20 protein-coding genes and 2 pseudogenes are annotated in these 22,530 nt (G+C 55.7%); 7 read left to right on the top strand and 15 right to left on the bottom strand.

The window, feature by feature from the left end:
- A partial coding sequence (gene tnpA / locus JX360_RS15190; RefSeq protein WP_244352587.1) for an IS200/IS605 family transposase occupies positions 1–272 on the top strand: 272 nt, incomplete at its 5' end.
- A 104-nt stretch (positions 273–376) separates the two neighbouring features.
- On the opposite strand, the gene JX360_RS15185 is transcribed toward tnpA, so the two are convergent.
- The 3 genes from JX360_RS15185 to gyrA form a co-directional block, all read right to left on the bottom strand.
- Positions 377–742, bottom strand: a complete 366-nt coding sequence (locus tag JX360_RS15185; RefSeq protein WP_244352585.1) for a DUF760 domain-containing protein — start codon at positions 740–742, stop codon at positions 377–379.
- A gap of 231 nt (positions 743–973) precedes the next feature.
- Positions 974–2,002, bottom strand: coding sequence for a pentapeptide repeat-containing protein (locus JX360_RS15180; RefSeq protein WP_244352583.1), 1,029 nt, complete (start codon positions 2,000–2,002; stop codon positions 974–976).
- A complete protein-coding gene (gyrA, locus tag JX360_RS15175; RefSeq protein ID WP_244352593.1) occupies positions 1,980–4,529 on the bottom strand; it encodes a DNA gyrase subunit A in 2,550 nt (849 codons plus the stop codon). The genes JX360_RS15180 and gyrA overlap by 23 nt, the downstream gene beginning before the upstream one ends.
- 263 nt (positions 4,530–4,792) lie before the next feature.
- On the opposite strand from gyrA, the gene JX360_RS15170 reads away from it, so the two are divergent.
- Entirely contained in the window at positions 4,793–5,641 is an 849-nt protein-coding gene (locus JX360_RS15170; protein WP_279611555.1) for an ion channel, read from the top strand.
- Between the two features lie 125 nt (positions 5,642–5,766).
- Positions 5,767–7,473 (top strand): SulP family inorganic anion transporter, encoded by a 1,707-nt coding sequence (locus JX360_RS15165; RefSeq protein WP_244352581.1) that lies wholly within the window; start codon positions 5,767–5,769, stop codon positions 7,471–7,473.
- Between the two features lie 316 nt (positions 7,474–7,789).
- On the opposite strand, the gene JX360_RS15160 is transcribed toward JX360_RS15165, so the two are convergent.
- From JX360_RS15160 to JX360_RS15125, 8 genes are all read right to left on the bottom strand, one after another.
- Entirely contained in the window at positions 7,790–9,061 is a 1,272-nt protein-coding gene (locus tag JX360_RS15160; protein ID WP_244352579.1) for a class I SAM-dependent methyltransferase, read from the bottom strand.
- 57 nt (positions 9,062–9,118) lie between these two features.
- Positions 9,119–10,240, bottom strand: coding sequence for an ABC transporter ATP-binding protein (locus JX360_RS15155; protein WP_244352577.1), 1,122 nt, complete (start codon positions 10,238–10,240; stop codon positions 9,119–9,121).
- 95 nt (positions 10,241–10,335) lie between these two features.
- Positions 10,336–11,241: a shikimate dehydrogenase gene (locus JX360_RS15150; protein ID WP_244352591.1), complete on the bottom strand. Its 906-nt coding sequence runs from the start codon at positions 11,239–11,241 to the stop codon at positions 10,336–10,338.
- Positions 11,241–11,711, bottom strand: a complete 471-nt coding sequence (locus JX360_RS15145) for a hypothetical protein (protein ID WP_244352575.1) — start codon at positions 11,709–11,711, stop codon at positions 11,241–11,243. The genes JX360_RS15150 and JX360_RS15145 overlap by 1 nt, the downstream gene beginning before the upstream one ends.
- Positions 11,712–11,745: 34 nt before the next feature.
- A complete protein-coding gene (locus tag JX360_RS15140) occupies positions 11,746–13,107 on the bottom strand; it encodes a response regulator (protein WP_244352573.1) in 1,362 nt (453 codons plus the stop codon).
- Positions 13,108–13,225: 118 nt separating this feature from the next.
- Positions 13,226–13,984 carry an SIMPL domain-containing protein gene (locus tag JX360_RS15135; protein WP_244352571.1) on the bottom strand — a complete coding sequence of 253 codons (759 nt, stop codon included), beginning with the start codon at positions 13,982–13,984 and terminating at the stop codon, positions 13,226–13,228.
- A gap of 69 nt (positions 13,985–14,053) precedes the next feature.
- Positions 14,054–14,821 carry an ABC transporter ATP-binding protein gene (locus JX360_RS15130; protein ID WP_279611553.1) on the bottom strand — a complete coding sequence of 256 codons (768 nt, stop codon included), beginning with the start codon at positions 14,819–14,821 and terminating at the stop codon, positions 14,054–14,056.
- 73 nt (positions 14,822–14,894) lie between these two features.
- Complete coding sequence (locus JX360_RS15125; protein ID WP_244352569.1) at positions 14,895–16,703, bottom strand: MBL fold metallo-hydrolase; 1,809 nt, start codon at positions 16,701–16,703, stop codon at positions 14,895–14,897.
- A gap of 362 nt (positions 16,704–17,065) precedes the next feature.
- Here JX360_RS15125 and JX360_RS18085 point away from each other — a divergent pair.
- Positions 17,066–17,260 (top strand): annotated as a pseudogene (locus JX360_RS18085) (transporter substrate-binding domain-containing protein); the annotation flags it as partial.
- Positions 17,261–17,304: 44 nt separating this feature from the next.
- Positions 17,305–17,397: pseudogene (locus JX360_RS18080) on the top strand (peptide ABC transporter ATP-binding protein); the annotation flags it as partial.
- 38 nt (positions 17,398–17,435) lie between these two features.
- On the opposite strand, the gene JX360_RS15115 reads toward JX360_RS18080, so the two are convergent.
- The 4 genes from JX360_RS15115 to JX360_RS15100 form a co-directional block, all read right to left on the bottom strand.
- Positions 17,436–18,905 (bottom strand): glycosyltransferase family protein, encoded by a 1,470-nt coding sequence (locus JX360_RS15115; protein WP_244352565.1) that lies wholly within the window; start codon positions 18,903–18,905, stop codon positions 17,436–17,438.
- Positions 18,906–19,081: 176 nt separating this feature from the next.
- Positions 19,082–19,351 (bottom strand): 50S ribosomal protein L27, encoded by a 270-nt coding sequence (gene rpmA / locus JX360_RS15110; protein WP_244352563.1) that lies wholly within the window; start codon positions 19,349–19,351, stop codon positions 19,082–19,084.
- Between the two features lie 83 nt (positions 19,352–19,434).
- On the bottom strand, positions 19,435–19,839 hold the full coding sequence (gene rplU / locus JX360_RS15105) for a 50S ribosomal protein L21 (RefSeq protein ID WP_244352561.1): 405 nt from the start codon (positions 19,837–19,839) through the stop codon (positions 19,435–19,437).
- Positions 19,840–19,939: 100 nt separating this feature from the next.
- Positions 19,940–20,167 carry a hypothetical protein gene (locus JX360_RS15100; protein WP_244352559.1) on the bottom strand — a complete coding sequence of 76 codons (228 nt, stop codon included), beginning with the start codon at positions 20,165–20,167 and terminating at the stop codon, positions 19,940–19,942.
- 702 nt (positions 20,168–20,869) lie between these two features.
- On the opposite strand from JX360_RS15100, the gene JX360_RS15095 reads away from it, so the two are divergent.
- Complete coding sequence (locus JX360_RS15095; RefSeq protein WP_244352557.1) at positions 20,870–21,520, top strand: hypothetical protein; 651 nt, start codon at positions 20,870–20,872, stop codon at positions 21,518–21,520.
- The gene (locus JX360_RS15090) at positions 21,456–22,013 is read left to right on the top strand and encodes a DEAD/DEAH box helicase (protein ID WP_244352555.1); all 558 of its coding nucleotides are present in this window, start codon (positions 21,456–21,458) and stop codon (positions 22,011–22,013) included. The genes JX360_RS15095 and JX360_RS15090 overlap by 65 nt, the downstream gene beginning before the upstream one ends.
- Positions 22,014–22,530 lie beyond the last annotated feature (517 nt).

The raw sequence follows: 22,530 nt of genomic DNA, 5'->3' as shown, positions 1-22,530 counted from the left end.
TCCAGGAAGTCGCTGCCGAGAAAAAATGGTTTATCAAGGTGCTTGAGATCGCGTCTGACCATGTCCATCTCTTGGTGGAATACGACCCCCATCACTCCATTTCCCAGGTGGTGAAGGCATTTAAGGGTCGGTCATCCCGTGTTCTTAGACAAGAGTTCCCAGAATTGCTTAGGTTACCCAGCCTGTGGACGCATTCGTATGGGTTCGACACTACCGGGAAGATTAGTACTCAGAAGGTGTTGGAATACATCAACGACCCACACCACGGCTGAATAAATTCAGCCTGTGCGCTTATATCCCCCGGTTTGAAACCGGGGGCTTTACGCTGCTCTTGGTAAGGGGAGAGGGACAAGCAAGCACCAAGGAATGGAATTGCTTAAGCCTTGCCTTCCTCCGGCTGAGTGGGGGCCACAGAAGTCGCTGAGTTATTCAAGGCTTGCTCCAGGGCTAAGCGCTCCTCCATCACCCGCAGAAAATAGCCGCCCATCATCGCGCCAGACAGCATCTTGGCCAAACTCTCCCGGTTGGTGATCACTTGAACCCCAAATTGTTCTGGAGGCAAGGCCCCCACAAGGCTGCGGATGTTGTGGCCTAGGATCTCCAACACTTCCGGGGAAGAATTGCGGGCAATATCTTGAAAAATGTTGGGATCCTGGGTCTGCAGATATTGCCAGAGCCGATTGTCGGGGCTAGGAGTCTGCACGGCCTCAAAACCAGGGATGAAATTAATTGGGCTCGACATGGAGTAAACAAGCTCCATAGATACAGCAGGTACAACCCCATCAGAATCTGTCAGCCTGTTCCCACAGACCGTTACAGTTCTGAAGTTTTGGTTAAGTTAAAACTAACACTCAATCCTTGCTCGCTTCGGTACGGGATCCCCCCCCTCTGAAGAGGCAAATGCCGCACCTGTCAGGATCCCAATGTCGGGAGATTAGAAATACTACGGAAGCTATCAGAGGGTCGCTGGCTCTTAACCCTCCTCGCTCCAAACCATACCGGCCCCAACGGGATCAAATCCCTGCGGCAGCACGGTTTGCCAGTTATACAGTGCCCCCTCTAGCTGGGCCTGTTCTAGGTTGCGCACCTGCATCACGGCTCCTCGCAAATCTGCTCCCTGAAAAGCCGCACCGCGTACACTTGCCCCCACCAAGCCTGCTCCCCGTAAATTGGCCTGTTGCAAATTGGCCCCCAACAATAGTGCCAAACTTAGATCCGCCTTGCTCAACTGGGATCCCTGGAGGTTACAACCCATGAGAATGGTGCCGTGTAGGCCAGCATCGGCCAGGAGCGCCCTGCTTAACTGAGCTTGGGACAGGTTGGTACTGGTCAAGTTAGCCAGGCTTAAATTCACTTCCGTCAGAACCGCCCCCCGCAAGGCTGCCCGACTGAGATCGCTGCCGCTCAGGTTGGCTTCTCGTAGGTCGGTTTTCCACATGAAGGCTTCTGAAAAGTTGGCCCCAATCACGTAAGCATGGCGGAGATTGGATCCCTCCAGTCGGCTGCCCGATAAGTTGGCCCCGGTGAGGGTGGCAGCAGTTAGATTCACCCGGTGCAAATTGGCCCGGCTGAGATCTGCCCCCGCTAAGTTAGCCCGTTGCAAATCCGCTCCGCGCAAATCGGCTCCACGCAAAATCGCCTCGACCCAGTCGATCTCCCGTAACTGCGCCCGGTTCAAATCAGAGCGACTGAGATCAATCCCCCCCAGGTCGGAACGGCTTAGATCCACCTGAGCCAGTTGACTACCCCGAAAATCTCGCCCACCAGCACGGTAGCGTACCCACAAATCTGCTATTGTGGTGACCGCTCGGGCTTCGGATCCCTTGGGGAATAGGGCTGTAGTCTCTGGATCGACAGGCTCAGGTGACTCAGGCGGTTGAGAACAAGCTGAACGGGTCATCAATTCCCACACGTAATAGGTGGCTTTTATTTTCTTCAGCCAGTATAGGGTCTGGAAGAGTAGCTTGAAATCATCGACTTCAATCTTCTTCAGAAACTCCATCCACTATCTCATCAGCTTCCTCTGGATCCCCAATGAAGGAGGCCGGCACCACCGTTACCCCAACAATGCTGTCTTCGGGATCCAACCGCTGTACCAGTACCCCGGTGGCTTCACGGGATTGGGTGGGAATCGCCTTAGCCGCCTGGCGCATGACAATGCCTCTAGCGGTCACCAGCATAATTTCATCCTCGGCGTTGACAATCCGTAGAGCAGCCAACTCGTCAGAATCTTGCCGGAACTTGGTGGCAATCACCCCTTTGCCTCCCCGGTTTTGCTGGCGGAAATTGTCGATGGCCGAGCGCTTGCCCCGTCCGGCCTTGGTGATCACCAACACCCAGGGGTTGGCCAGCCCTTCCCCCTCCTGCTCGGCAGCCATTACCGACTCCGCGGAGATAATGTCCATGCTGACAAGGTTGTCACCTGGATTAAGGGTAATCGCCCGTACCCCACGGGTGGCCCGTCCCAAAGGGCGCAGTTGTTCATCATCGGCCCGGAAGCGAATTGACATGCCTTGACGGGTGGCCATCACCACGTCGTCACTGGAGCGGGCCCGGCGCACCCAACGCAACTCGTCATTCTCTTCCAAAGAAATGGCAATCAACCCGTTGGAGCGAACGTTGGCAAAGGCGCTGAGGGCAGTTTTTTTGATATAGCCCCCACGGGTGAGCATCACCAGATATTCATCATCCGTAAACTCACTCACCGGCACCATCGAAGTAATGCGCTCTTCGCGGGTGATCGGCAACAGCTGCACAATGGCGCTGCCGCGAGCAGTGCGGCTCCCCTGGGGAACTTGATAACCGCGCAGGGTGTACACCACCCCACGGTCGGTGAAAAGGAGAATAGTATCGTGGCTGCGGCAGGCAAAAAACTGTTCGATGGCATCGTCTTCTTTAATGCGGGCCCCGGCTTTGCCACGGGTGGCTCGTCCCTGCACCTGAAATTCTTCGATGCCCATGCGCTTGATGTAGCCCTGCTCCGTCAGAAAGATGATCGTTTCACGGTTTTCGATCAGATCAGCCGTATCCAACTCGGAGTCATCCAAGCAGATTTGAGAACGACGGGGGCTGGCAAAGCGGGCCTTGATCTGCTCCAGCTCTTCGCTGATGATCTGCATCACCCGTTCCCGTCGGGCCAGAATATCTCGCAAATCGGCGATCCGTCTCACCAGTTCTTCGTGTTCCGCTTGAATTTTTTCCGATTCCAAGGCGGTTAAACGGCGCAGTTGCATCTGTAGGATCCCGTCCGCCTGCGCCTCACTCAGGCCAAACACCGCCTGCAATTCGGCCCGGGCCGTGGCGGTATCCGCAGCCTCTCGGATGAGGACGATCACCCGATCCAGATGAGCAAGAGCCAAGAGATATCCCTGCAAAAGGTGATCCCGCTCTTCGGCTTTTTGCAGCTCGTAGCGGGTGCGCCGCTCGATCACCTCTTGGCGGAAGTCCAGGAAAGCCTGGAGGGAATCCCGCAGCGTTAGGGTGCGAGGTTCACCCTGGAGAATGGCCAACATGTTCACGCCAAAGTTGGCCTGCAGGGGGGTTTGCTTGTAGAGGTTATTCAGCACCACCTGAGCTTGCGCATCCCGCTTCAGCTCGATCACCACCCGCATGCCATCGCGGTCGCTTTCATCGCGGATATCGGCAATACCTTCTAGGCGCTTCTCGTTCACCATCTCGGCGATCTTCTCGATCATGGCCGCCTTGTTGGTTTGGTAAGGCAGCTCGGTGATGATGATCGCATCCCGGGTCGGGCGGCCCCGCTGCTCCAAGGTTTCGATGGTGGCAACACCCCGCATAGTAATAGAACCCCGCCCGGTGGTATAGGCTTCACGGATGCCACTTTGACCCATGATCAAGGCCCCTGTTGGAAAATCAGGAGCCGGGATCCACTGCATCAGCTCCAGGCTGGTGAGGTTCGGGTTTTGGATTAGGGCGATCAGACCATCCACCAGTTCCCCTAAGTTGTGGGGAGGGATGTTGGTGGCCATCCCGACGGCAATACCGGAGGAGCCATTGAGCAGTAATTGCGGGATCCGCGTCGGTAACACCAAGGGTTCCTGCTGGGATCCATCGTAGTTGTCGCCAAAATCAACGGTATTGGCATCAATATCTTGCAGCAGACTGGTTTGGGCAAAGGCTGTCAACCGACACTCGGTGTAGCGCATTGCCGCCGGCGGATCGTTGTCAATGGAACCAAAATTGCCATGCCCATCCACCAGGGGCTCTCGCATGGAGAAATCCTGGGCCATCCGTACCAGCGCGTCATAGACCGCTTGATCCCCGTGGGGGTGGTATTTCCCAATTACATCCCCGACAACCCGAGCGCACTTGCGGAACGGGCGATCCGCGCTCAGCCCCAACTCGTGCATGGCGTAGAGAATGCGGCGATGAACCGGTTTCAACCCATCTCTCGCATCTGGCAAGGCCCTCCCGACAATCACGCTCATGGCGTATTCCAGGTAGGACTGGGACATCTCCTGTTGCAGGTCGGTGGAGATGATGCGAGCCGTCGATTCGTTATCGCTCATGGGGTTGGGGTACAGGTTGGGGATCCCGGTTGGCTTGGGCGAGGGCACAGGAAGGCACAAACCCTGCCCATGGGCAAACTCGGGGTGAATGAGTACAGTGTTTTTTGTACTCTAAGTCTACCATTCGCCTTTTGTGAGAGCGGTGCTCTGATCTGCTCCCTGGCGGGCGGGCTTGCTTCGGCAGGAGGTGCTCGGTGGTTCATCGGCGACCCCAATCAGCGGTTCCTCAGGGATCCCCATTGGGGATCTCCCACCCAATTCGCATGGGACAACCTGGTGGCCATCGCCCTTTGGTTCGCCGTGGGATCCCGTCGCAGGGGTTGCGAGATCTGTATCATCTGTTGTTGACCCTATCTTGGCCGGGATTTTTGGGGGTGCTGGCTGGAGGGTACATTTTGGCCAATGTCGGCTTTGCCCTGCTTTATTTGATTGGCACCAACAATATTGCCAATGCTCGCTCAGGCCACTTTGGGGATGCCTTCTTTTTTAGTGTGCAGACCATGGCCAGCATCGGCTATGGAGCCATGTATCCCCTTAGCCTTTATGCCAATGTGCTGGTCACCCTTGAGGCGATGCTGGGGGTGGCAGGTACGGCTGTGGCCACAGGTTTGGTCTTTTCCCGTATTTCGCGGCCTACGGCCCGGGTCATGTTCAGCCGCGTGGCCGTTGTTCATGTCTACGAAGGCTGCCCTACCTTGATGTTTCGGGTGGCCAACCAGCGCTTCAACCAGATTGTCGAGGCCCAAATTCGCGTCACACTTGCCTATAACCAGGTTTCAGCGGAAGGGGAATGGATGCGGCGGCTCTACGACTTACGCCTGGTGCGCTCCACGTCTCCCATTTTTGCGGTGACCTGGACGGTGATGCACCGGATCGAGCGGGATAGCCCCCTTTACCGCCTCACACTTCAAGATCTAGAGGCAGGTCAGGCGGAGCTGATCATCACCCTGACCGGCATCGACGATACCTTTTCCCAAACCATCCATGCTCGCCACTCCTATCTGGCGGATGAGATTCACTGGGGGCAGCGGTTTGCCGACATCCTGCACCTCGACAGCCATGGAAATCGCTATGTGGATTACTCCCACTTTCATACCACTCTGCCGATTTAACCCCCATGCCCTCAATCCAAAGGGGGATCCCTGAAGAAAAAGATAGAGAAAAATCTATTGATTTAGAACGATATTTCGAGCTTATTCAATGGTAATCTGCCGATAGTGCTGATGGATTTCTGGGCATGTTGAGCCAAGCGAAAGAACAACAGTCTGAGGGCGGGAAATTTTTGTACTGGCGTCGGCGTCTGAGCTTGGACAACTGGCGCGGGGATCTCTTCGGTGGACTGACAACCGCCATTGTTTCCTTGCCGATGGCGTTGGCCTTCGGGGTGGCCTCTGGGGCGGGGCCGGTGGCGGGGCTGTACGGGGCGGTGTGTGTTGGCTTTTTTGCTGCCCTGTTTGGCGGTACCCCGACGCTCATCTCCGAACCCACCGGGCCGATGACGGTGATGATGACGGCGGTGATCGCCAATGTAACAGCTCGCTATCCGGATCAGGGGTTGGCGCTGGCCTTCACCGTCGTGATGCTGGGGGGGCTGTTTCAACTGCTGTTTGGGGCCCTGAAATTGGGCAAATACATCACCCTCATGCCCTACAGCGTGATCTCCGGCTTTATGTCGGGGATTGGCTGGATCATGATTTTGTTGCAGATTCCCCCGATTTTGGGCCAAGTCAATCGGGGCGGGGTGATCGGGGCGGTGCAGAACCTGCCGGAGTATCTCCTTAACCTTAAGGGGCCAGAACTGGGGTTGGGGCTGCTGACAATCGGGATCCTCTTCTTCTATCCCAAACCTTGGCGACGAGTGGTGCCACCACAGTTGGTGGCGTTGTTGGTGGGAACCCTGGTTGCCAGTCTGTTTATGGCTGATCTGGATTTGCGCCGCATTGGCCCTATCCCCACCAGTTTGCCGCAGTTGCAGTGGCCGCGCTTGCCCTTGTCTTCTTTCGCCAGCTTGGTGCTAGATGGGGTGGTACTGGGGATGCTGGGCTGTATCGACACCTTGCTGACGGCGGTGATTGCCGATAACCTCACCCGCACCCGCCACGATTCGGATCAAGAGCTGATTGGGCAAGGGATTGCCAATATCGTCTCCGGTTTGCTGGGAGGGTTGCCGGGGGCTGGAGCCACCATGGGTACGGTGGTGAACATCCAATCAGGCGGACGCACCCCTTTGTCTGGCATGACCCGAGCCGGGATCCTGCTGATGGTGGTGTTGTTTGCAGCTCCTCTCACGCAAGGGATCCCGATGGCGGTGTTGGCGGGGATTGCCCTCAAGGTGGGGGTGGATATTCTCGATTGGAGCTTCCTGAAGCGGGCGCATCGACTTTCTCTCAAGGGGGCGGCGATCATGTACGGCGTCATGTTCATGACGGTGTTTGTGGACTTGATCGCGGCGGTGGGTGTGGGGGTGTTTGTGGCCAATTTGCTCACCATTCAACGCCTGAGCGAAATCCACTCGGAAGAAGTGAAGGCCATTACCGATGCGGATGATGCGGTTGAGCTGACCCCACAGGAAAAAACGTTGCTGCGGCAGGCCCAGGGTCAGGTGCTGTTGTTTTACCTGAGTGGGCCGATGATCTTCGGGGTTTCCCAAGCGATTTCCCGGCAACACCAGGCGGTGGCCTCCTGTCAGGCATTGGTGCTGGATTTGTCGGATGTGCCGATGCTGGGAGTCTCGGCGACGCTATCGTTGGAAAATGCCATTCGTGATGCCCTGGATCAGCGCAAGCAGGTGTGGATTGTCGGGGCCAAGGGACGGATCCGCCAGCGGCTAGAAAACTTGCATCTGCCCATACCCCCAGAGCGATTTGTGGACAGTCGTGAGTTGGCCCTCGCAGAGGCCGTTACACAGCTGGGGTTACAGCCACAACCCAGTCCATTGGTTTGACAAGGCTCTGCACCGCCCAACTGATTCCCATCCCAGTCCTCATCATTGGACTGATTGGGCTATCTATTTATTCGGATCCTGGTGGGTGAAATGGGTTCTACGGGTTCTACAGCCCTTTAATGCTCCGCAGTCGCGTGTCGCGTAGCATTAGCGTTGCGTAGCAACAATGCCTACGGCAGGCTGCGCCACCCCAAAAGTGAACGCGGGTTTACGACAACAACGGTAGTTTCCATGGGACTTCTTGGATTTTTTGCATCGTTAGCGGAATTCGATCAACTCCCGCACAGCTATGTGACTTAGCCCAGCCCAACTCTACCTACCGAAATGGGGAATTGAGCAGCAACACAAGACGCTCCTCCAAAAACTTGAGGTTAGCCAACACCTGATTGAAGGCTTCCTCTTGAGTCCAATCCATCAACTCCATGGCTTGGACAACCAGCGCTTGCACCGGCACAGGCTTCTCCCCAAACGCTTCGATTAACCAACGCACCGAGAAGGGATCCACACTGATGTTCCCTTCTGCCCCCGGCCAGCCATTGATATTCACGGGGCCATTGTCGCGGATGGCGTTCTCAAAAGCAGCCCTGGCATTGAGCCGCAGCAACAGGGGATGGGCCTGGACGGAGCCATTCCACCATTCCTCATGGCTGAAGGGTTGGGGAGGAGTTGCCCCGCTTGGGTGGCCGCACCAGAAGTCGATCAACCGAGTCATGTTGGGGAAAATGAGCTCGATGAAATGTAGCAATTCCTCTTGACTCAGCTTTTTGATGGACCGCATGGCGTAGGGGACTGGCTTGTTGAGCACCCGCTCCAGCTTCCATTGCTGCCAGTTCACCATGCTGACGAACTCCAGCTCAGCTTGGCGCAACATCTCGAACACCTGCGGCACCGTGAAGCCTTTGTCACTGCGGAGCAGGAAGTTGGCCAAAATACCGGTAGTCGTTTTGATGGCATCGCCATTCCAGTGACTTTTGACAAAGCTGCCCTCGTGGAGAGCATCCATCAGTTCTCGCAGAATGGGAACGGCCTTAGAGGCAGGCTCATCCATCACCCCCAGCAGCTCCATGGCATCTTGCATATGAAAAATGAACTGGCGCTGGTAGAGACTGTGGACATTGGTGCGGATGATGCCATCCGGTTTCAGCACCTGGCGCATTCCCCTTAGCCCCGCTACTGGATCATCGAGCAGGTAGAGCACATCGTTACAGGCGATGAAATCAAACTGTTCTCCCAAGGAGGTCATATCGGTGATATCCATCACCTCGAAGCGCACATCCTCAATTTGGTGGAACTGGAAGCGCTGCTGGGCCATTTTGATGGATTCGGCGGAGATATCAACCCCGATATAGTGGGCGCCAGGGTTGGCGGTGGCCAGCACCAGGGTTTCCCAGCCAGAGCCACAACCGGCATTGAGCATGAGTTTGCCCGCCGGATCCACGACTTTGCGCTCCCGCAGGTAACGGGCGGTGGTGATGCTATTGGCAAAAAGAGCGGAATTATCCGTAACCGTTTGCTCAATCGGTACATTCGGGTACGGAAATTCGTCAAACTGCGCCTGAACCAGACTGGGGATGGATTGCTCCGGCATAGGGATCCCTGTTTCTCTGGAGCTTATGGTAACGAATTCTGAATTGCTGAGCGGGATCTAACCCAAGCGCTGCTCGCTCTCTTTATCGAACAAGTGGAAGCGATCCATATCGAAGATCACCTCGGCCCATTGATTAACGTGGATTTCGGTGCGGGGATCCACACGGGCGACAAACTCCTGCTCCGCCAGGATCCCTTCTTTGTCGCTGGTGCTCAGGTAAAGGATGACTTCATTGCCCATCAGCTCGGTCACCGACACTTTCGCCCGTACCGGAGCCGGTTGGATCCCTTGGGGTTGGTACTGGGGATCGTGAATGTTTTCGGGACGAATGCCGAAGATCACGGACTTGCCGACGTATTGCCGATAGGGATCCGCTTTGTGGGAGGGAATGGCCACCCGGAAAGCGCCGGTATCCACCCAGAGGGTGCCCTCTTGTTCGAGGAGCTTAGCCGGGAAAAAATTCATGGAGGGGCTGCCGATGAACCCAGCCACGAACATATTAGTGGGGTGAGTGTAGAGGCTGTGGGGGGTATCAATTTGCTGCAGGTGGCCATCTTTCATGACGGCGATACGGCTGCCCATGGTCATGGCTTCCACCTGGTCGTGGGTGACATAGATGAAGGTGGTGCCCAGTTGCATGTGCAATTTGCTGATCTCAGCCCGTGCCTGTACCCGCAGTTTGGCATCCAGGTTGGAAAGGGGTTCATCCATCAAAAAGACTGCTGGATTGCGCACAATCGCTCGACCGACGGCTACCCGTTGCCGTTGCCCACCGGATAGTTCTTTGGGTTTGCGGTCAAGCAGATGTTCGATGCCCAGGCGCTTGGCTACTCCCTTGACGCGATTTTCAATCTCCACCTTCGGTAACCCCCGCAGCTTTAGGCCAAAGGCCATATTCTCGGCCACGCTCATGTGGGGGTAGAGGGCGTAGGACTGGAAGACCATGGCGATATCCCGATCCTTGGGGGGCACTTCGTTAACGAGGCGATCGCCAATGTAGATGGAGCCCGCGCTGATTTCTTCTAGTCCGGCCAGCATCCGCAGGGAGGTGGTTTTGCCACAACCGGAAGGGCCAACAAAGACCAGAAACTCCCCATCTTCGATAGCAATATTCAAATCATGTACAGCGGTGGTGTCCCCGTATCGCTTGGTTACATGCTCGTAAGTAACACTGGCCATGCTCTGCCTCCGAATTGCCAAGGGATTGCGCACCCAAACCCTATCGAACCTTGAGGGCGCAAGTCAAACGGGATCCCGATGGATCCACAAGTTGCTCATTCTCTGTGAGGAGGCTTGGGTGAGGAGTCTTGAGAGAGCTGAGCCAACTGTTGCTGAGCGGCTTGTCGCATTACTTCCACCGGGACGGGTTTGCCCCCCAGCCACAGGGATAAAGCCTTGGCTCCCTGTTGAATCAGCATTTCTAGGCCGGTGATCGGGGTATGACCCAAATCGGCGGCCATGCGCAACAGCAGCGTCGGATTCGGCACATAGATCAGGTCATACACAATCGCCCCAGCGGGCAGCAGACGCAGTTGCTCCCAGCTCAGGGGGGAAAGTGCTTCCCTGGCTTGGGGGGTGGATCCCGGTTTCATGCCAATCGGGGTGGTGTTAATGACCAGCTGGGTTTGCGCCAAGTAGGGATCCAGATCCGCCCAGGCCACCGGCTGCAGTTGAGGCCAGGTGTGTTGCAGAGCGGCCAACTTGTCCGGAGAACGCCCCACCACCCGCAGGGGTTGGATCCCCAGTTCCACACAGCCCTGGATCACCGCCCGCGCCGCACCCCCGCATCCCAGGATCAGGGCAGGGATCCCTTGCAGGTTTAGTCCCAGCAGCGGCTGCAAAAAGCCATCGATATCGGTATTCGTGCCTGCCCACCCTCCCCCAGGCAGCCGATAAACCGTATTCACCGCCCCCACCGCAGCCGCCCGAGGATCCACCTGAAGCAAAAAAGGCAAAATCGCCTGTTTGTGGGGAATGGTAACGTTAAAGCCCTGCACCCCCAAGGCCGCCAACCCAGCCACTGCCGTTGCCAACTGGTCCGGGGCTACTGGAAAGGGTACATAGCAGTAGTCCTCCCCCAAGGCTGCCAGGGCCGCATTGTGCATCGCTGGAGACAGGCTATGGCCAACCGGATCCCCGATTAAACCCAGCAGTTGTGTTGTGCCTGAGATTGGCTGCATCAAGGCTCAGGCTGCTCCTGCTCAATCCGCTTTAATGTGGCCTGATAGCGGTGACGCCAACGACCCAAAGACTCCTCTGAAAGGTGATCAATAATTTCAGAAATGTGGCGAAGCACCTGGTAGGCTTCCTGAAAATCCTGAGCCTGATTGCTTAAGCGGGCCTGACGCAGCTCTGCTAAGTGCAGCATCATCTTTACAGACTGCAACTTATTTTTCATCAAGTCCTCCAGCATATCCCGGACTTGAGCAATCGCCTCGGCTCTAACCAGCCGCTGCCGCCGCCGAATCACCCAAAATATTAAGCCATGTAAAACCCCTACCAGAATGGCAACAAGAGCTGTGATCTTCCAGAACTCGGCTCTATTGGCTACAAGTCCACTCAAGAGAATAACCAGCAGACCAACACCTGTGAGAATCAGCTCGATGTTATTGAGAAGAGAACCTTTGATTTTTTTGAGATCTATGCTCATAGATTAACCATGGTTCCTGCAGTGTCTGGATATCTCAAGTTCTGTGTAATTTTCTCCGGTAGATGCTTCTGTAGAGAGATCTGCGACGTGGTTTGCGCTTGAGTCGCCGCTGGATAGGTTTTCTCGAGATAAGTTGGGGGCGTTCATGGGTCAAAAACCCTTGCGAAGGGGGCAGATGCTCGAGGGAAGTCACTTGGATTTTTTCTTGGTGAATTTTCTCTTTGAGCTGCAAATTCTGGGTCTGTAGATCCTGGATCTGAGCTATCCGGGTTTCCAAATCCTGTCGCAGGTTTTCGTTCTCTGTCTCCAGTTCCTTCAGCCGGTTCAGCAGCTCCTCAGGAGCCGAGATAGGGCTGGGGGCGGTGACCACAGAGCTGTGTAAGTTCTTGCTGTCTCGCATCGCCTGGGCAGCCCGCCGCAAGAGGGCAACCCCCTTGGGATCATCGTTTTCCATAAGACTGGCGGCCCCAAAATGCAACTGCACCGGCAGAGCTTGCCCATTCACCACAAAAGGATCCTGAATCATTCGCTGACAGCAGCGTTCGGCAGCAATTTGTGTGGCAGCTAGGGTGCTCCCTGACAGGAGAACGATGAACTGTCCCTCATCGTAGCAAAACAGATCATCCCCCTCCCGTAGGTTGTTGGCCAACCGATCCGTAAAGAGCTTGAGGAGGGCGGCCCGAGCCTGAGCATCCAACCCTTTACTGAGAGCGCTAAGGTTGGCAATACGAAGCACAAACAGACTCAGAGGTTCCGATTGAGAACGGGCTTGAGCCACCCGCAAGGGCAAACGGGTCACCAAATCCTGACGGTTGCCCACCTCTAAGCCAATCGACTTGGCGGGGGATGGAACTTGTTTTTGCCCGGTTTTGATCAGGTGTTGTTGGCGGCGACTTTCCACAATGCGCAAGCCCGCCCGCACCCGAGTCATCAACTCTGCCGCTTGAAACGGTTTGGAGAGGAACTCGTCAGCCCCTGCTTCCAAAGCCCGCTCCATATTATCGTTGCCCTCACGGGCAGTCATGATGATGTAGTACACCCAGGCGTACTCTGGGGACTGCCGCAACTGCCGACAGAGATCCAAGCCATTCAGGGAGGGCATCACCCAGTCGGCGATGATCAAATCCGGCGGTCGACGACGAATTTGCTCTAGGGCGGAGGAGCCATCTAAAGCATAGGAAATGCTACAGCCCTGCTTGCCCAAAAAGTTGGACAACATCTCCGCCACCATGTAGCTGTCATCCACAATCAGGACGTGGGCACGAATGCTACCGTCGTCGGCCTTGCCAAAGGAGGAACCTGTCTGAGGCGTTTCAGACTGAGGTACAACAATGCTCTCCGGACTGGGATCCATGGGCAAACCGGGGCAGGACAAACGGAAAGCCGAAGATAGCAAGAATCCGCAGACTTTCCATAGCCATTCTAAGCGGCAGGTATCAACTGACGCTTCAATTGGATTGGATTGTTTTGGGCATTTTGTGTTGATTGTTGCTCAAGGGTTGCTCAAGCCAGATTTAATAGCGAATCTCTAGGGTGACTTGGGCGTGTACTCTTTGTTCTCCCCCCTCCACGGGTGTAGAAGCGATCTCGGAGCGGGCAAAATCTGCACTGGGCGCTAGGGGAACGGGCGGTGGGGTAACACGGCCATCGCTGTGAATCTGAATGCGTTCGACTGAACCGAGGGTGAGATTCAAGGCTCCCAACACATCCTGAGCTTGGCGTTGCGCATCTTCTACCGCTTGGGTCAAAGCACGGCTGCGCGCCTGCACCAGAGCGGCATCCTCTGCTCGGAAGCTGACCGACTCTACCTGGGTGGCTCCAGCCGCCACCGCTTCATCCAAGACTTGTCCGGCACTGGCCACAGGCACCTCGAACTGGACGCTGTTTTGCCCTTGCACCCCCGTCAGGTGAGATTGACCATCCCGATAGTCGTATTGCGGATACAGGGAGATCCCCGTGGTTTGCAGAGCATTGACCTGTAGCTCCTTAAGGCGGGTCACCAGGCGCTCCGAACGTTCCGCCACCTGTTGCTGGACGGTTTGTGCTGAGTCTCCCCGCAGCATCACCCCTAAGCGAATTTGGGCAATGGAGGTCTCAACCGGAGTGGATCCCTGCCCTGTCACTGTCAATATCCGGGATCCCTCACTAGGATTGGCCATAACCCCTCCGCTGCCCATCAAAGTCCAGCTCAACACAGCAACCGCTAGCACCATTCCCAAGCCGGTTGCCAGCTTCAGGGATCCCCAAGGGTGCCATTTCCACAGCTTGACCATATTTATGAGTTCTCCTGTGCAAGATAACGGATTAGGTGAGGTGATACAGTTTTTTCCCGAAGTGGTAACCTAGCTCAGCAAGCGCCCATCCTCAACCCGAATCATGCGCTGGGCGGCCTGGGCCACTTCAATGGCGTGGGTAACCATGGCAATGGTCATGCCCTGCTGGTGTAAATCGGCAAAAATTTTCAGCACCTCTTGGCTGGTATGGCTATCCAAAGCACCCGTCGGCTCATCCGCTAGTAGTAGACGCGGGCGATTCACGATGGCGCGAGCGATGGCCACCCGTTGCTGTTGGCCTCCCGACAGTTGTGCCGGACGGTGGTGCAGTTTGTTGCCCAAGCCCACCTGTTCTAAGGCTTGCGCCGCCCGCTGACGTTGCTCCGGTTCTGGGATCCCAGCGTAGGCCAGAGGCAGCATCACATTTTCCAGGGCGGTTAAGACGGGCAACAGATGAAACTGCTGAAACACAAAGCCAATTTTTTGATTGCGAATGTGGGCCAGCTCCCGATCCGATAGGGTAGAGACCTCCACTCCATCCAGCCAGTAGCGCCCGGAACTGGGCTGATCCAAACAACCAATCAGATTCATGAGGGTGGATTTGCCCGAGCCCGAGGGCCCCATAATCGCGCAGTATTCCCCGGCTTCAATGACCAAGTTGATATCGTAAAGGGCTTGAAAACTGCCTTCCGGGAGCTGATAGCTCTTATTCACGCCGACCATCTGCACAACGGGGGGGCGACTGTCACGGCGAATGGGGGCGGAGAGTTCCGTGAGACGTTCTAAGGATCCCACAGAGCCGCTTCGACCGTTGGCGAAGTGTTCTTGCTCAAACATGGTTGCCTTCGCAGTTTGACCCATTCTAGCCTTGGGGGTATTTCCCGCCGCTGCGCTTTTGTCCCGCAAGTCACTAACCGGAAGAGCGGATCTCCTGAGGCTGATGATAGGGACAGCTATCCTGGGGATCCACCCTGAGGCGGTAGAGGGGGGAGCGTTCTTGATCGCAGCGAAATGCCTGGGTTTGGGGTGTCAAGATCTGGCGCGCAAAGCGGCAACTTTGGCATTTCATGCCTCGCTGGGTTCCTATCGGGGCTTGGGGTGGTCGGGGGTGGGACGGGGTAGGAGTTGCCGGACGGATCAGCTCCCGTGGAGAAAGGCCCCGCAGCACCAGTTCGGATCCCTGCCAGCGGGCTTCCACCAAGCCAGTATCGGCCCAGGCCAGCCAACGGGGATCCTCAGTGATCTGAGCAGGCAAATGCACCTGTACGCCAGCAATCGAGCGAGGAGCAGGGTGATCCTGCCACACCTCCTCCACTTCCCCTTCGTAACGCACCGCCGGATCCCCGATCTCAGCAGCAGTGCTGCCCTTGAAATGGGCCAGATCGGATCCCTTGGTCGGGGTTTGCAGGCGTCCGTCTGGGAACTCCAGCCCATGTCCAGGCTGTGGGCAATGGACGTGATAACGGTTGCACAACTCCGGCAGATCGGCTAAATCCTGGGCTTGCTTTGGACTGCCGTGGATCAGCACCAAATGCTGAGGACGGAAAGTGTGGATAATTTGGGTTAGATGTCCGACATCATTGTGACTATGCCAGGTCATGGATTCCACCTGGATACGGGAACGCAACACCGCGGGCCAACGCTCAAACGGGGTGGCCAGTTCCACCTCCGGCAGTTGCACCAGCAAACAGGAGCGCTGAGGTTGGGCCAACAGTCTCGACCAAATCGGATCCCAAGACTCCGGCCCAGCATCGGCATCGCACAACAATAAGCCCTGCGGTAAGGGATCCGCCTCGGTTAGAGGCTGTACCTGGGGTTGTAGGCGGGGTTCCCAAAACAAAGGCTGGTAGGTGGCAAAGTTTTGCACAGGCTCCGGCATCTGGGAGAGCAACCGTTCGTAGAGGTCACAGCCCGCTGCCAGACCTGGGGCCACCCACACCTTCAAGTCTTTCAGGGATTGGGTAAAGCGGTGATGGGCTTTCAGCAAAAAGATCAGTTCCTGCCCCAACCCCAACACAGGCAGCGGCAGCAACACGGTTTGGCCCGCTTCCAGAGCACTGAGCAGCCGCTCCACCAAGCGATTTTCCAAATGGCGACGGGCCGGATAGCGGGTAGCCCCCAGTGAGGCTTCCATTAGAAGTAAATCCGGCTGCCAATGGCGCAACGCCGTCAGATCCAAGCCAGGCGCAAAACGAGTGGAGGCCAACGAACAGTCGCCGCTGTACACACAGGTTTGGGCGGGGGTGGTTTGGGTATTTTGCAAGAGCGTCGCTGCTGCCCCTGGCAGATGTCCGGCGGCAAAAAAGGTGAGCATTAGGTGGGGCAGAATTTCCCGCGCTTGGCCAAGGGGCAAAGCCCGCAAAGGGGGGAAACGCACTTCGCGGTCATAACCGGGCCAGACTCCCCGCTCCCAAAGACCCGCGGCCAAATGGGCCGTGACAGGAGTGGCGTAAAGAGGCACTTGCGGGTAGCGACGATGAAAGGCGGGCAACCCCTGCATGTGGTCGAAGTGGGCATGGCTACAGATGACCGCATCCGGGATCCCAGGCAAAACGTTCAGGAGAACCGAGCCGGGCAACCCGCAATCCAACAGCACACGATAGCGCTCCGTACCATGCGGAGCAGGATGGGATCCCATCTCTAACCAATAGGCACAGCCTTGCTGATGGGGATCCGTACCCAGCGGGATCAAACGAAGAGGGGGGCGTTCTGGCTCCACAGTTGTGTTGTTCTTATCTACGAGACCACACTCAAACCCTGCAAGCGATGCCAAGGATTCTGGCTAGGATCCCCTTCGGTACCCACAACGGTGTTGCCCTAAAGAGTCGATCTACCCATATCTCAGCATAGCTTTTGCTACCCAACCCCTTCCATAACGAGAGTCATCCAGGGCTGCTGCCGCCAAGTTGTGAAGATTTTTAGAAGATCACAAGATCCGCTCCTGGCGGGGGAACTTGTCGGGATCCCTTGAAACGACGGAAAACCTTGCTTGGCTTAGTCCTGAGTTCTGTAGCGGCGGTTGGGGTAGGGTTCAGCTTTGGCCCCAGTTGGGTACAGGCTCAAGGCCGTGAAACGCTAACCATGGGCACTTCCCCTGATTACCCTCCCTACGAGTACTATGACACCTCCAGCGGCCAAGAGCAGATCGTGGGTTTTGATATCGATATTGCTAACTACATCGCCGAAGAACCGGGCTTTAACCTGCGGGTTGTGGGCATGAATTTCAGTGGCCTCATCCCAGCTTTGCAAGCCAATCGAGTCGATTTTGTCATGGCGGGCATGACCCCTACCGAAGAACGCAAACAAAACGTCGATTTCTCGGAAGTTTATTGGTGGAAGATGCTCCCCCAGCTGAGTTCTTCAGCAACCCCAAGAGCGAACGGGCCAGGCAGTTCTTGGAAAAGATGCTCTGAGAAAGCTCGAATCAAGACTGCTCTCCCCGAGCTAGAAGCTAGTTTTCTGAAGGATCTTCGGCCAAAGCAGGCTGTTGTCGCTCTGTGAATTGCCAACTGGCAAAATCGTGATCATCCGGGCGTACCGTCAGGATCAACAGGTTGTACACCGCCCAAAGCAATCCAAAGACAAATCCAGGCCAAACGGGATCCCATGTGCTAACATAGCGAACGGATCCCACGCCAATCGCTATCAGGGTGAGCAAAATGGCCAGAGCTTGTGGCCCTAAGGACAGTTGAGAAGGTTTTTCGGAATCGGGAATCACCCCCCTCAAGAATTGAACCAAGGCCTGAATCGACTGGAAAAACTGACTGCCCGTCTGTCGCTCCGAGTTCCATGCCACCCGCCACAGCCGCGGGGGAAAAGCCAGGAGCCAACTGACCCGCCCCAGCACCAGGTAAGGCAAAAACCAAGCGAAAAACCGCTGATCAAAAGCCGGTACCGGCATCCATCCTGTCCACAAAAAGGCCACTGGCACCGCCAAATAAGCCAGTTCTGCCAACCCTCCTGCCGCCCAGAAGGTTAACCACAGGTATTGCAGGCGCTGCTGCAGGGTCGTTTGCCCCCCCCAAAAGGGGTTCTCCTTCAGGGCAGAAAAAAGGGCCAGTAGAGCAACCCGGCGATTGCGTAAGGGCAGCAGTGCCCCGGTGACTTGGGTCTCTCTAACCAAGTGGGAAGTCCACCCCTTGCGGTGCATTTGACACCCCAATCGCACCGGTTTGCGCGAGTCTAGGTTAGGGATCCCTTGTAGGGCTTCCCGTCGGATCAAACAACCGGATCCCAACAGGGGGGCTGCCTGAAAACCTCGGGATCCGACGGCCAAAACCTGCTGAAGGGGGTGAACGGCTGCTGGCTGGCCCAAGGTTTGCAACATCACCTGAACAAATCCTGTGGAATTGGCGATTGGAGCCCGTTCAGGAGAATCGTAAAAGAGGGGCAACGTTTGCAACAATAAACCTGGCTCTGGGAATTGGCCGGGTTCAATCAGGAGCCAATACTCTCCACTCGCTTTCCCCGACTGAAGCACATGGGTGAGAGGATCCACAGTCGGCTCAGGACAAGCCAGATATTCACAGGGGATGGAGCGGGCCACTTTCGCCATCTCCTCGTCTTCCGCCAAATCGACCACATGCACAAACAGCCGATCCCACGGGTAATTCAGCTGCAAAGCAGCCAGTGCCGTTTGCCGAGTTGCTTCTGGAGAGTCCCAGCGGCGCATCACCAGCACATCTACCCTTGGCATCTGGAAGAAGGCCCGTTGAAACACCTCTGGCGCAGGTAGATGGCCTAGCTCATGGGGAATGCGACTCAAGAAAAAAGGGATAGCCGCTAACCAGACAAATAACTCTGCACACCAGAAGAGAAAGGATGCGAACCCGGTTAATCCTGCCGTCAGCCGCCAATAGAGATACATCCCCCCAGCAGCCAAGTGTAGACTGCCAAACCACCGAAACAGATGTACGCGCATCGGCCCCACATCCCACACAAGCTTTCCCAGGAAACAACCTGCAGGTTATGTGGCCCATACCCGCCTTCCCTTGATCATGCCCAGATTGTAACTGGGACTATCAAGAAGCCATGCAAGAGCCCATGTTTGCAGGGATCCCAGGTGGGTAAACAGAGGTGTTTCTTAAGGATCTGCCCTTATTCAGCGGCAACTTCCGCCGGATAAACACTCACCTTTTGTCGATGCTTGCCGTAGCGCTCGAAGGTGACAATGCCACTCACCACCGAAAACAGAGTGTCATCCCCACCCATACGGACATTGGTTCCAGGGTGGAACTTAGTCCCCCGCTGCCGCACCAAAATATGGCCGGGATGCACCAGCTCACCCCCGTAGCGCTTGACCCCCAGCCGCTTGGCATTGGAGTCACGACCGTTGCGGGTACTGCCTGTTCCTTTCTTATGAGCCATAACGCCTCCTATGCAACCTATGCAACTGTGTCTTACTCACTGAAAATCAAACAAAATCAACAGTGTGTGTGCCAAGTCGAGGTTTATTCCGCATCCTCAGGGATCCCTTCTGTGGCTTCCACTAGGCTGGTTGGTTCGGCTACAGGTTCGGCAGTGGCCAATGCAACGCCATTTAACTCAATAGCCTCGATGAGCACACGGGTTAGTTCTTGCCGATGCCCCTTTTTCTTGCGGGTCTTTTTCTTCGGCTTCATCTTGTAAACAATGACTTTGGTGCCACGCCGATGGTGCAAAATCCGGGCTTTAACAACAGCCTCCGAGACATAGGGATGCCCCAAAGTCACCCGCCCCTCATGGTTCACCAGCAAAACCTGAGACAAATCCAAAGCACTATCTTCGTCCGTCTCGGGTAGGCGCTCTACATCATAAAAACGCCCTGGCTCAACCCAAAGTTGCTTGCCACCGGTTTCAACAATCGCATAAGTCATGGTTTCTCCTCGCCGTACAGGTGCCCATGCGGGTCTTGGAACCTGATCCGAGCGTTTACAGCGATCTCTAATGCTAACGGAACGATGGATACCCTGTCACCTATACATGAAGCTCACACCACCTCGCCTCGGCAGGTGGTGTGAGCTTCATCAACAGCCAGACATCGGTGGGTTTGCGTCCGGCGTTGCTTTTGCGAGGTTTGTCGTGAATTTGCTCTAGAATGACCCGAAATTCTTGCCAGGGAACAATCTCACGAATCAGGATGTCTTGTTTCTGGGCTAGGATTTCATAACGCTGCTCTAGATCACAAAGGCTTTGTTGTCCCATAGCCGTGAATGGATGGCTGGTCTACTGCTCAATGATCAATGATCTCAGATCTCATTGGTTTCTTGATAATGTAAGACAGGTTTGATTGGATTTTTCGAGGTGCCCTGATGATTAGGCAGATGCAGTGGCTCATCTGGGAGCCCCTGCGGAGGGTAGAGGGTGGGATGAGGGGCTCTTCATCACGGCTTTGAGCATCGCCCAGATTGGCTCCTAGGGATCCCTTTACAGCCCTTTGCGCCAAGGGCACGCTAGCGCGACCGTTAGTCACCTAGCACGGGGGAATCCCCTTCGCGACAGCGGTGCGGAGCACTCTAGCGCTTTCAAAATAGGGTAAGGACACAACTGTTGTTGTCACAAACCCACGTTCACTTTTGGGGTGGCGCAGCCTGCCGTAGGCATTGTTGCTACGCAACGCTAATGCTACGCGACACGCGATTGCCGAGCATTAAAGGGCTGTACTACAGCTTCTCTCTGTTGGCAGAAGTGATGGAATTAGACCTGGGTTGGGCCCGGGATCAATAGAGCAGTGACGCTGGGGTTATGGTTATCGGCTGTGGCCGCTTGGCATGGCTGTCACTATGATAATTGTTCCATGATAAACCGAAAGCCTATCATTCGTACTGATAAATGGAGCCTTAACCCAACGGCGCAACAGCGAATGCTGTTTCGGTAAAGGTTTATCGTCGTTTGTGCAGGCATTTGGTGGGCGTGATTTACACCCATTGGGCAGAGCTAGGAGGATTGTCGAATCAGCAGATCATCCCTGCTGTGGAGAGATTGATTCACCAAACTGCTCAAAATCCGAATGTGAAATACGCTTCGTTTGATAGGGTGTTTCACAAATTTCCAAGCTACTACCGCAGAGGTGCAATTGCCTTTGCATTAGCATTTAACGCTGAGGCAATCGTATTTGAGAGCCTCAAAGGCTGGAAGGCAACGGGAGGACGGAAACGCTCCACTTTGCGACAGCGCTTTCAGGGTTGGCTCAAAAGCATGATTCGGGACTATAGCGAGATGAAGTGGCAAGAGGCTGGGGGCAAAACCATTGATGTGATTGCTGCCCATACCTCAAAGTTGGCGTATGACGGCTCTGGAGTTGTGGAGCGCGACTGCAAGAACTATGCTCTGGCCAAATTCGCCTCTGGTAAGCGATATGCGGCAGACCTGATGGCGCTCACAATATCGCTGCCAGAGGGGTTCTTAAGCTCACGTGCCGAAAGGAGAGTGAGGGGTATTTGGGCAAAAGTTCCCGATACTCGCCTAGAAGCTGGGCTGGTTTGTGTGACCTGTGGACTCATCAGAGAGTTACAGGTCAGCACCGACACCACCACCTCGTGTCAGCAGGTGGTGTGAGCTTCATTACATCTGTGGGCAACTGGAGCAAGAAGCCACCGAAATTCCGCAGCTGTTTGATGCCATTTTGATCGATAAAGGGCAGGATTTACCCCCAGTTTTTTATCGCCTGGCCTACCAAACCCTACGGGATCCGAAGCGACTCTATTGGGCCTATGACGAAGCTCAGGGCATTGGCTCGTTGGTGGTGCCAGGAGCCGCAGAGTTGTTCGGTCGGGATGAAGAGAGCAAACCGAAGGTGACATTGGCCGGACGCTCGATTGTGCTGCGGCGATGCTACCGGACTCCCCAAATTGTCCTGATGGCTGCTCATGCCCTGAACATGAGGCTTTTGCGTCCGGGAGGGCCGCTGCAGGGGGTTACCCAAAAAGAACAATGGGAAGACCTGGGCTATCAGGTTTTAGAGGGAGATTTTCGCACGGTTGGATCCTCCATCACCCTGACGCGCACCAGTCCTCAGAGATCCCCAACTTTGAGGATGAGGGTCGGGTGATTCCGTTGGACCAAATGCCCAAAATTGAGGATTTGTTAGGGATCCCGTCCTGAAACTTGAAAGCTAGGGCGACATTCTGACCAGTTCGTGGCAAGCCTCGCCGTTTGCTTGCCACCCGAGCGTAGTAGAAATCCACATGGGGAGGATGTCAACCAGTTTGCTCCCTCCTTGTTCCAGTGCAAAGGGCAGATCCCGCAGAAGTTCCCCTATCCAAGCGGATCCCTGCTGGGTTGGGCAGTAGGTGACCTAGGTTTGCAGCCATTCCTCAGAGACCTCAGCAGTACGGCCAATGTCTGCTCGAGAACCCCGTTCTAAAACCATCACTCAGTTCACCAGTTAAACTCAACCGCCTGCTGGAGGAAGGACCGACGCCTACTGGGCCAGCCTGCAATATTGACACTCCCCCGGTTAGAAACCGGGGGATTCTCCCTTCTAGCCCCTTGCAACCTTAGACTGCAAGGTATTCATGGAGTTCAGGGGATTGCCAACTACCCCATCCCCTGAGCCGACCCTACCT

Origin of the sequence: Thermostichus vulcanus str. 'Rupite', assembly GCF_022848905.1 — a bacterium.
GTDB lineage: Bacteria > Cyanobacteriota > Cyanobacteriia > Thermostichales > Thermostichaceae > Thermostichus > Thermostichus vulcanus_A.
This window is presented reverse-complemented; position numbering and strand designations above follow the sequence as displayed.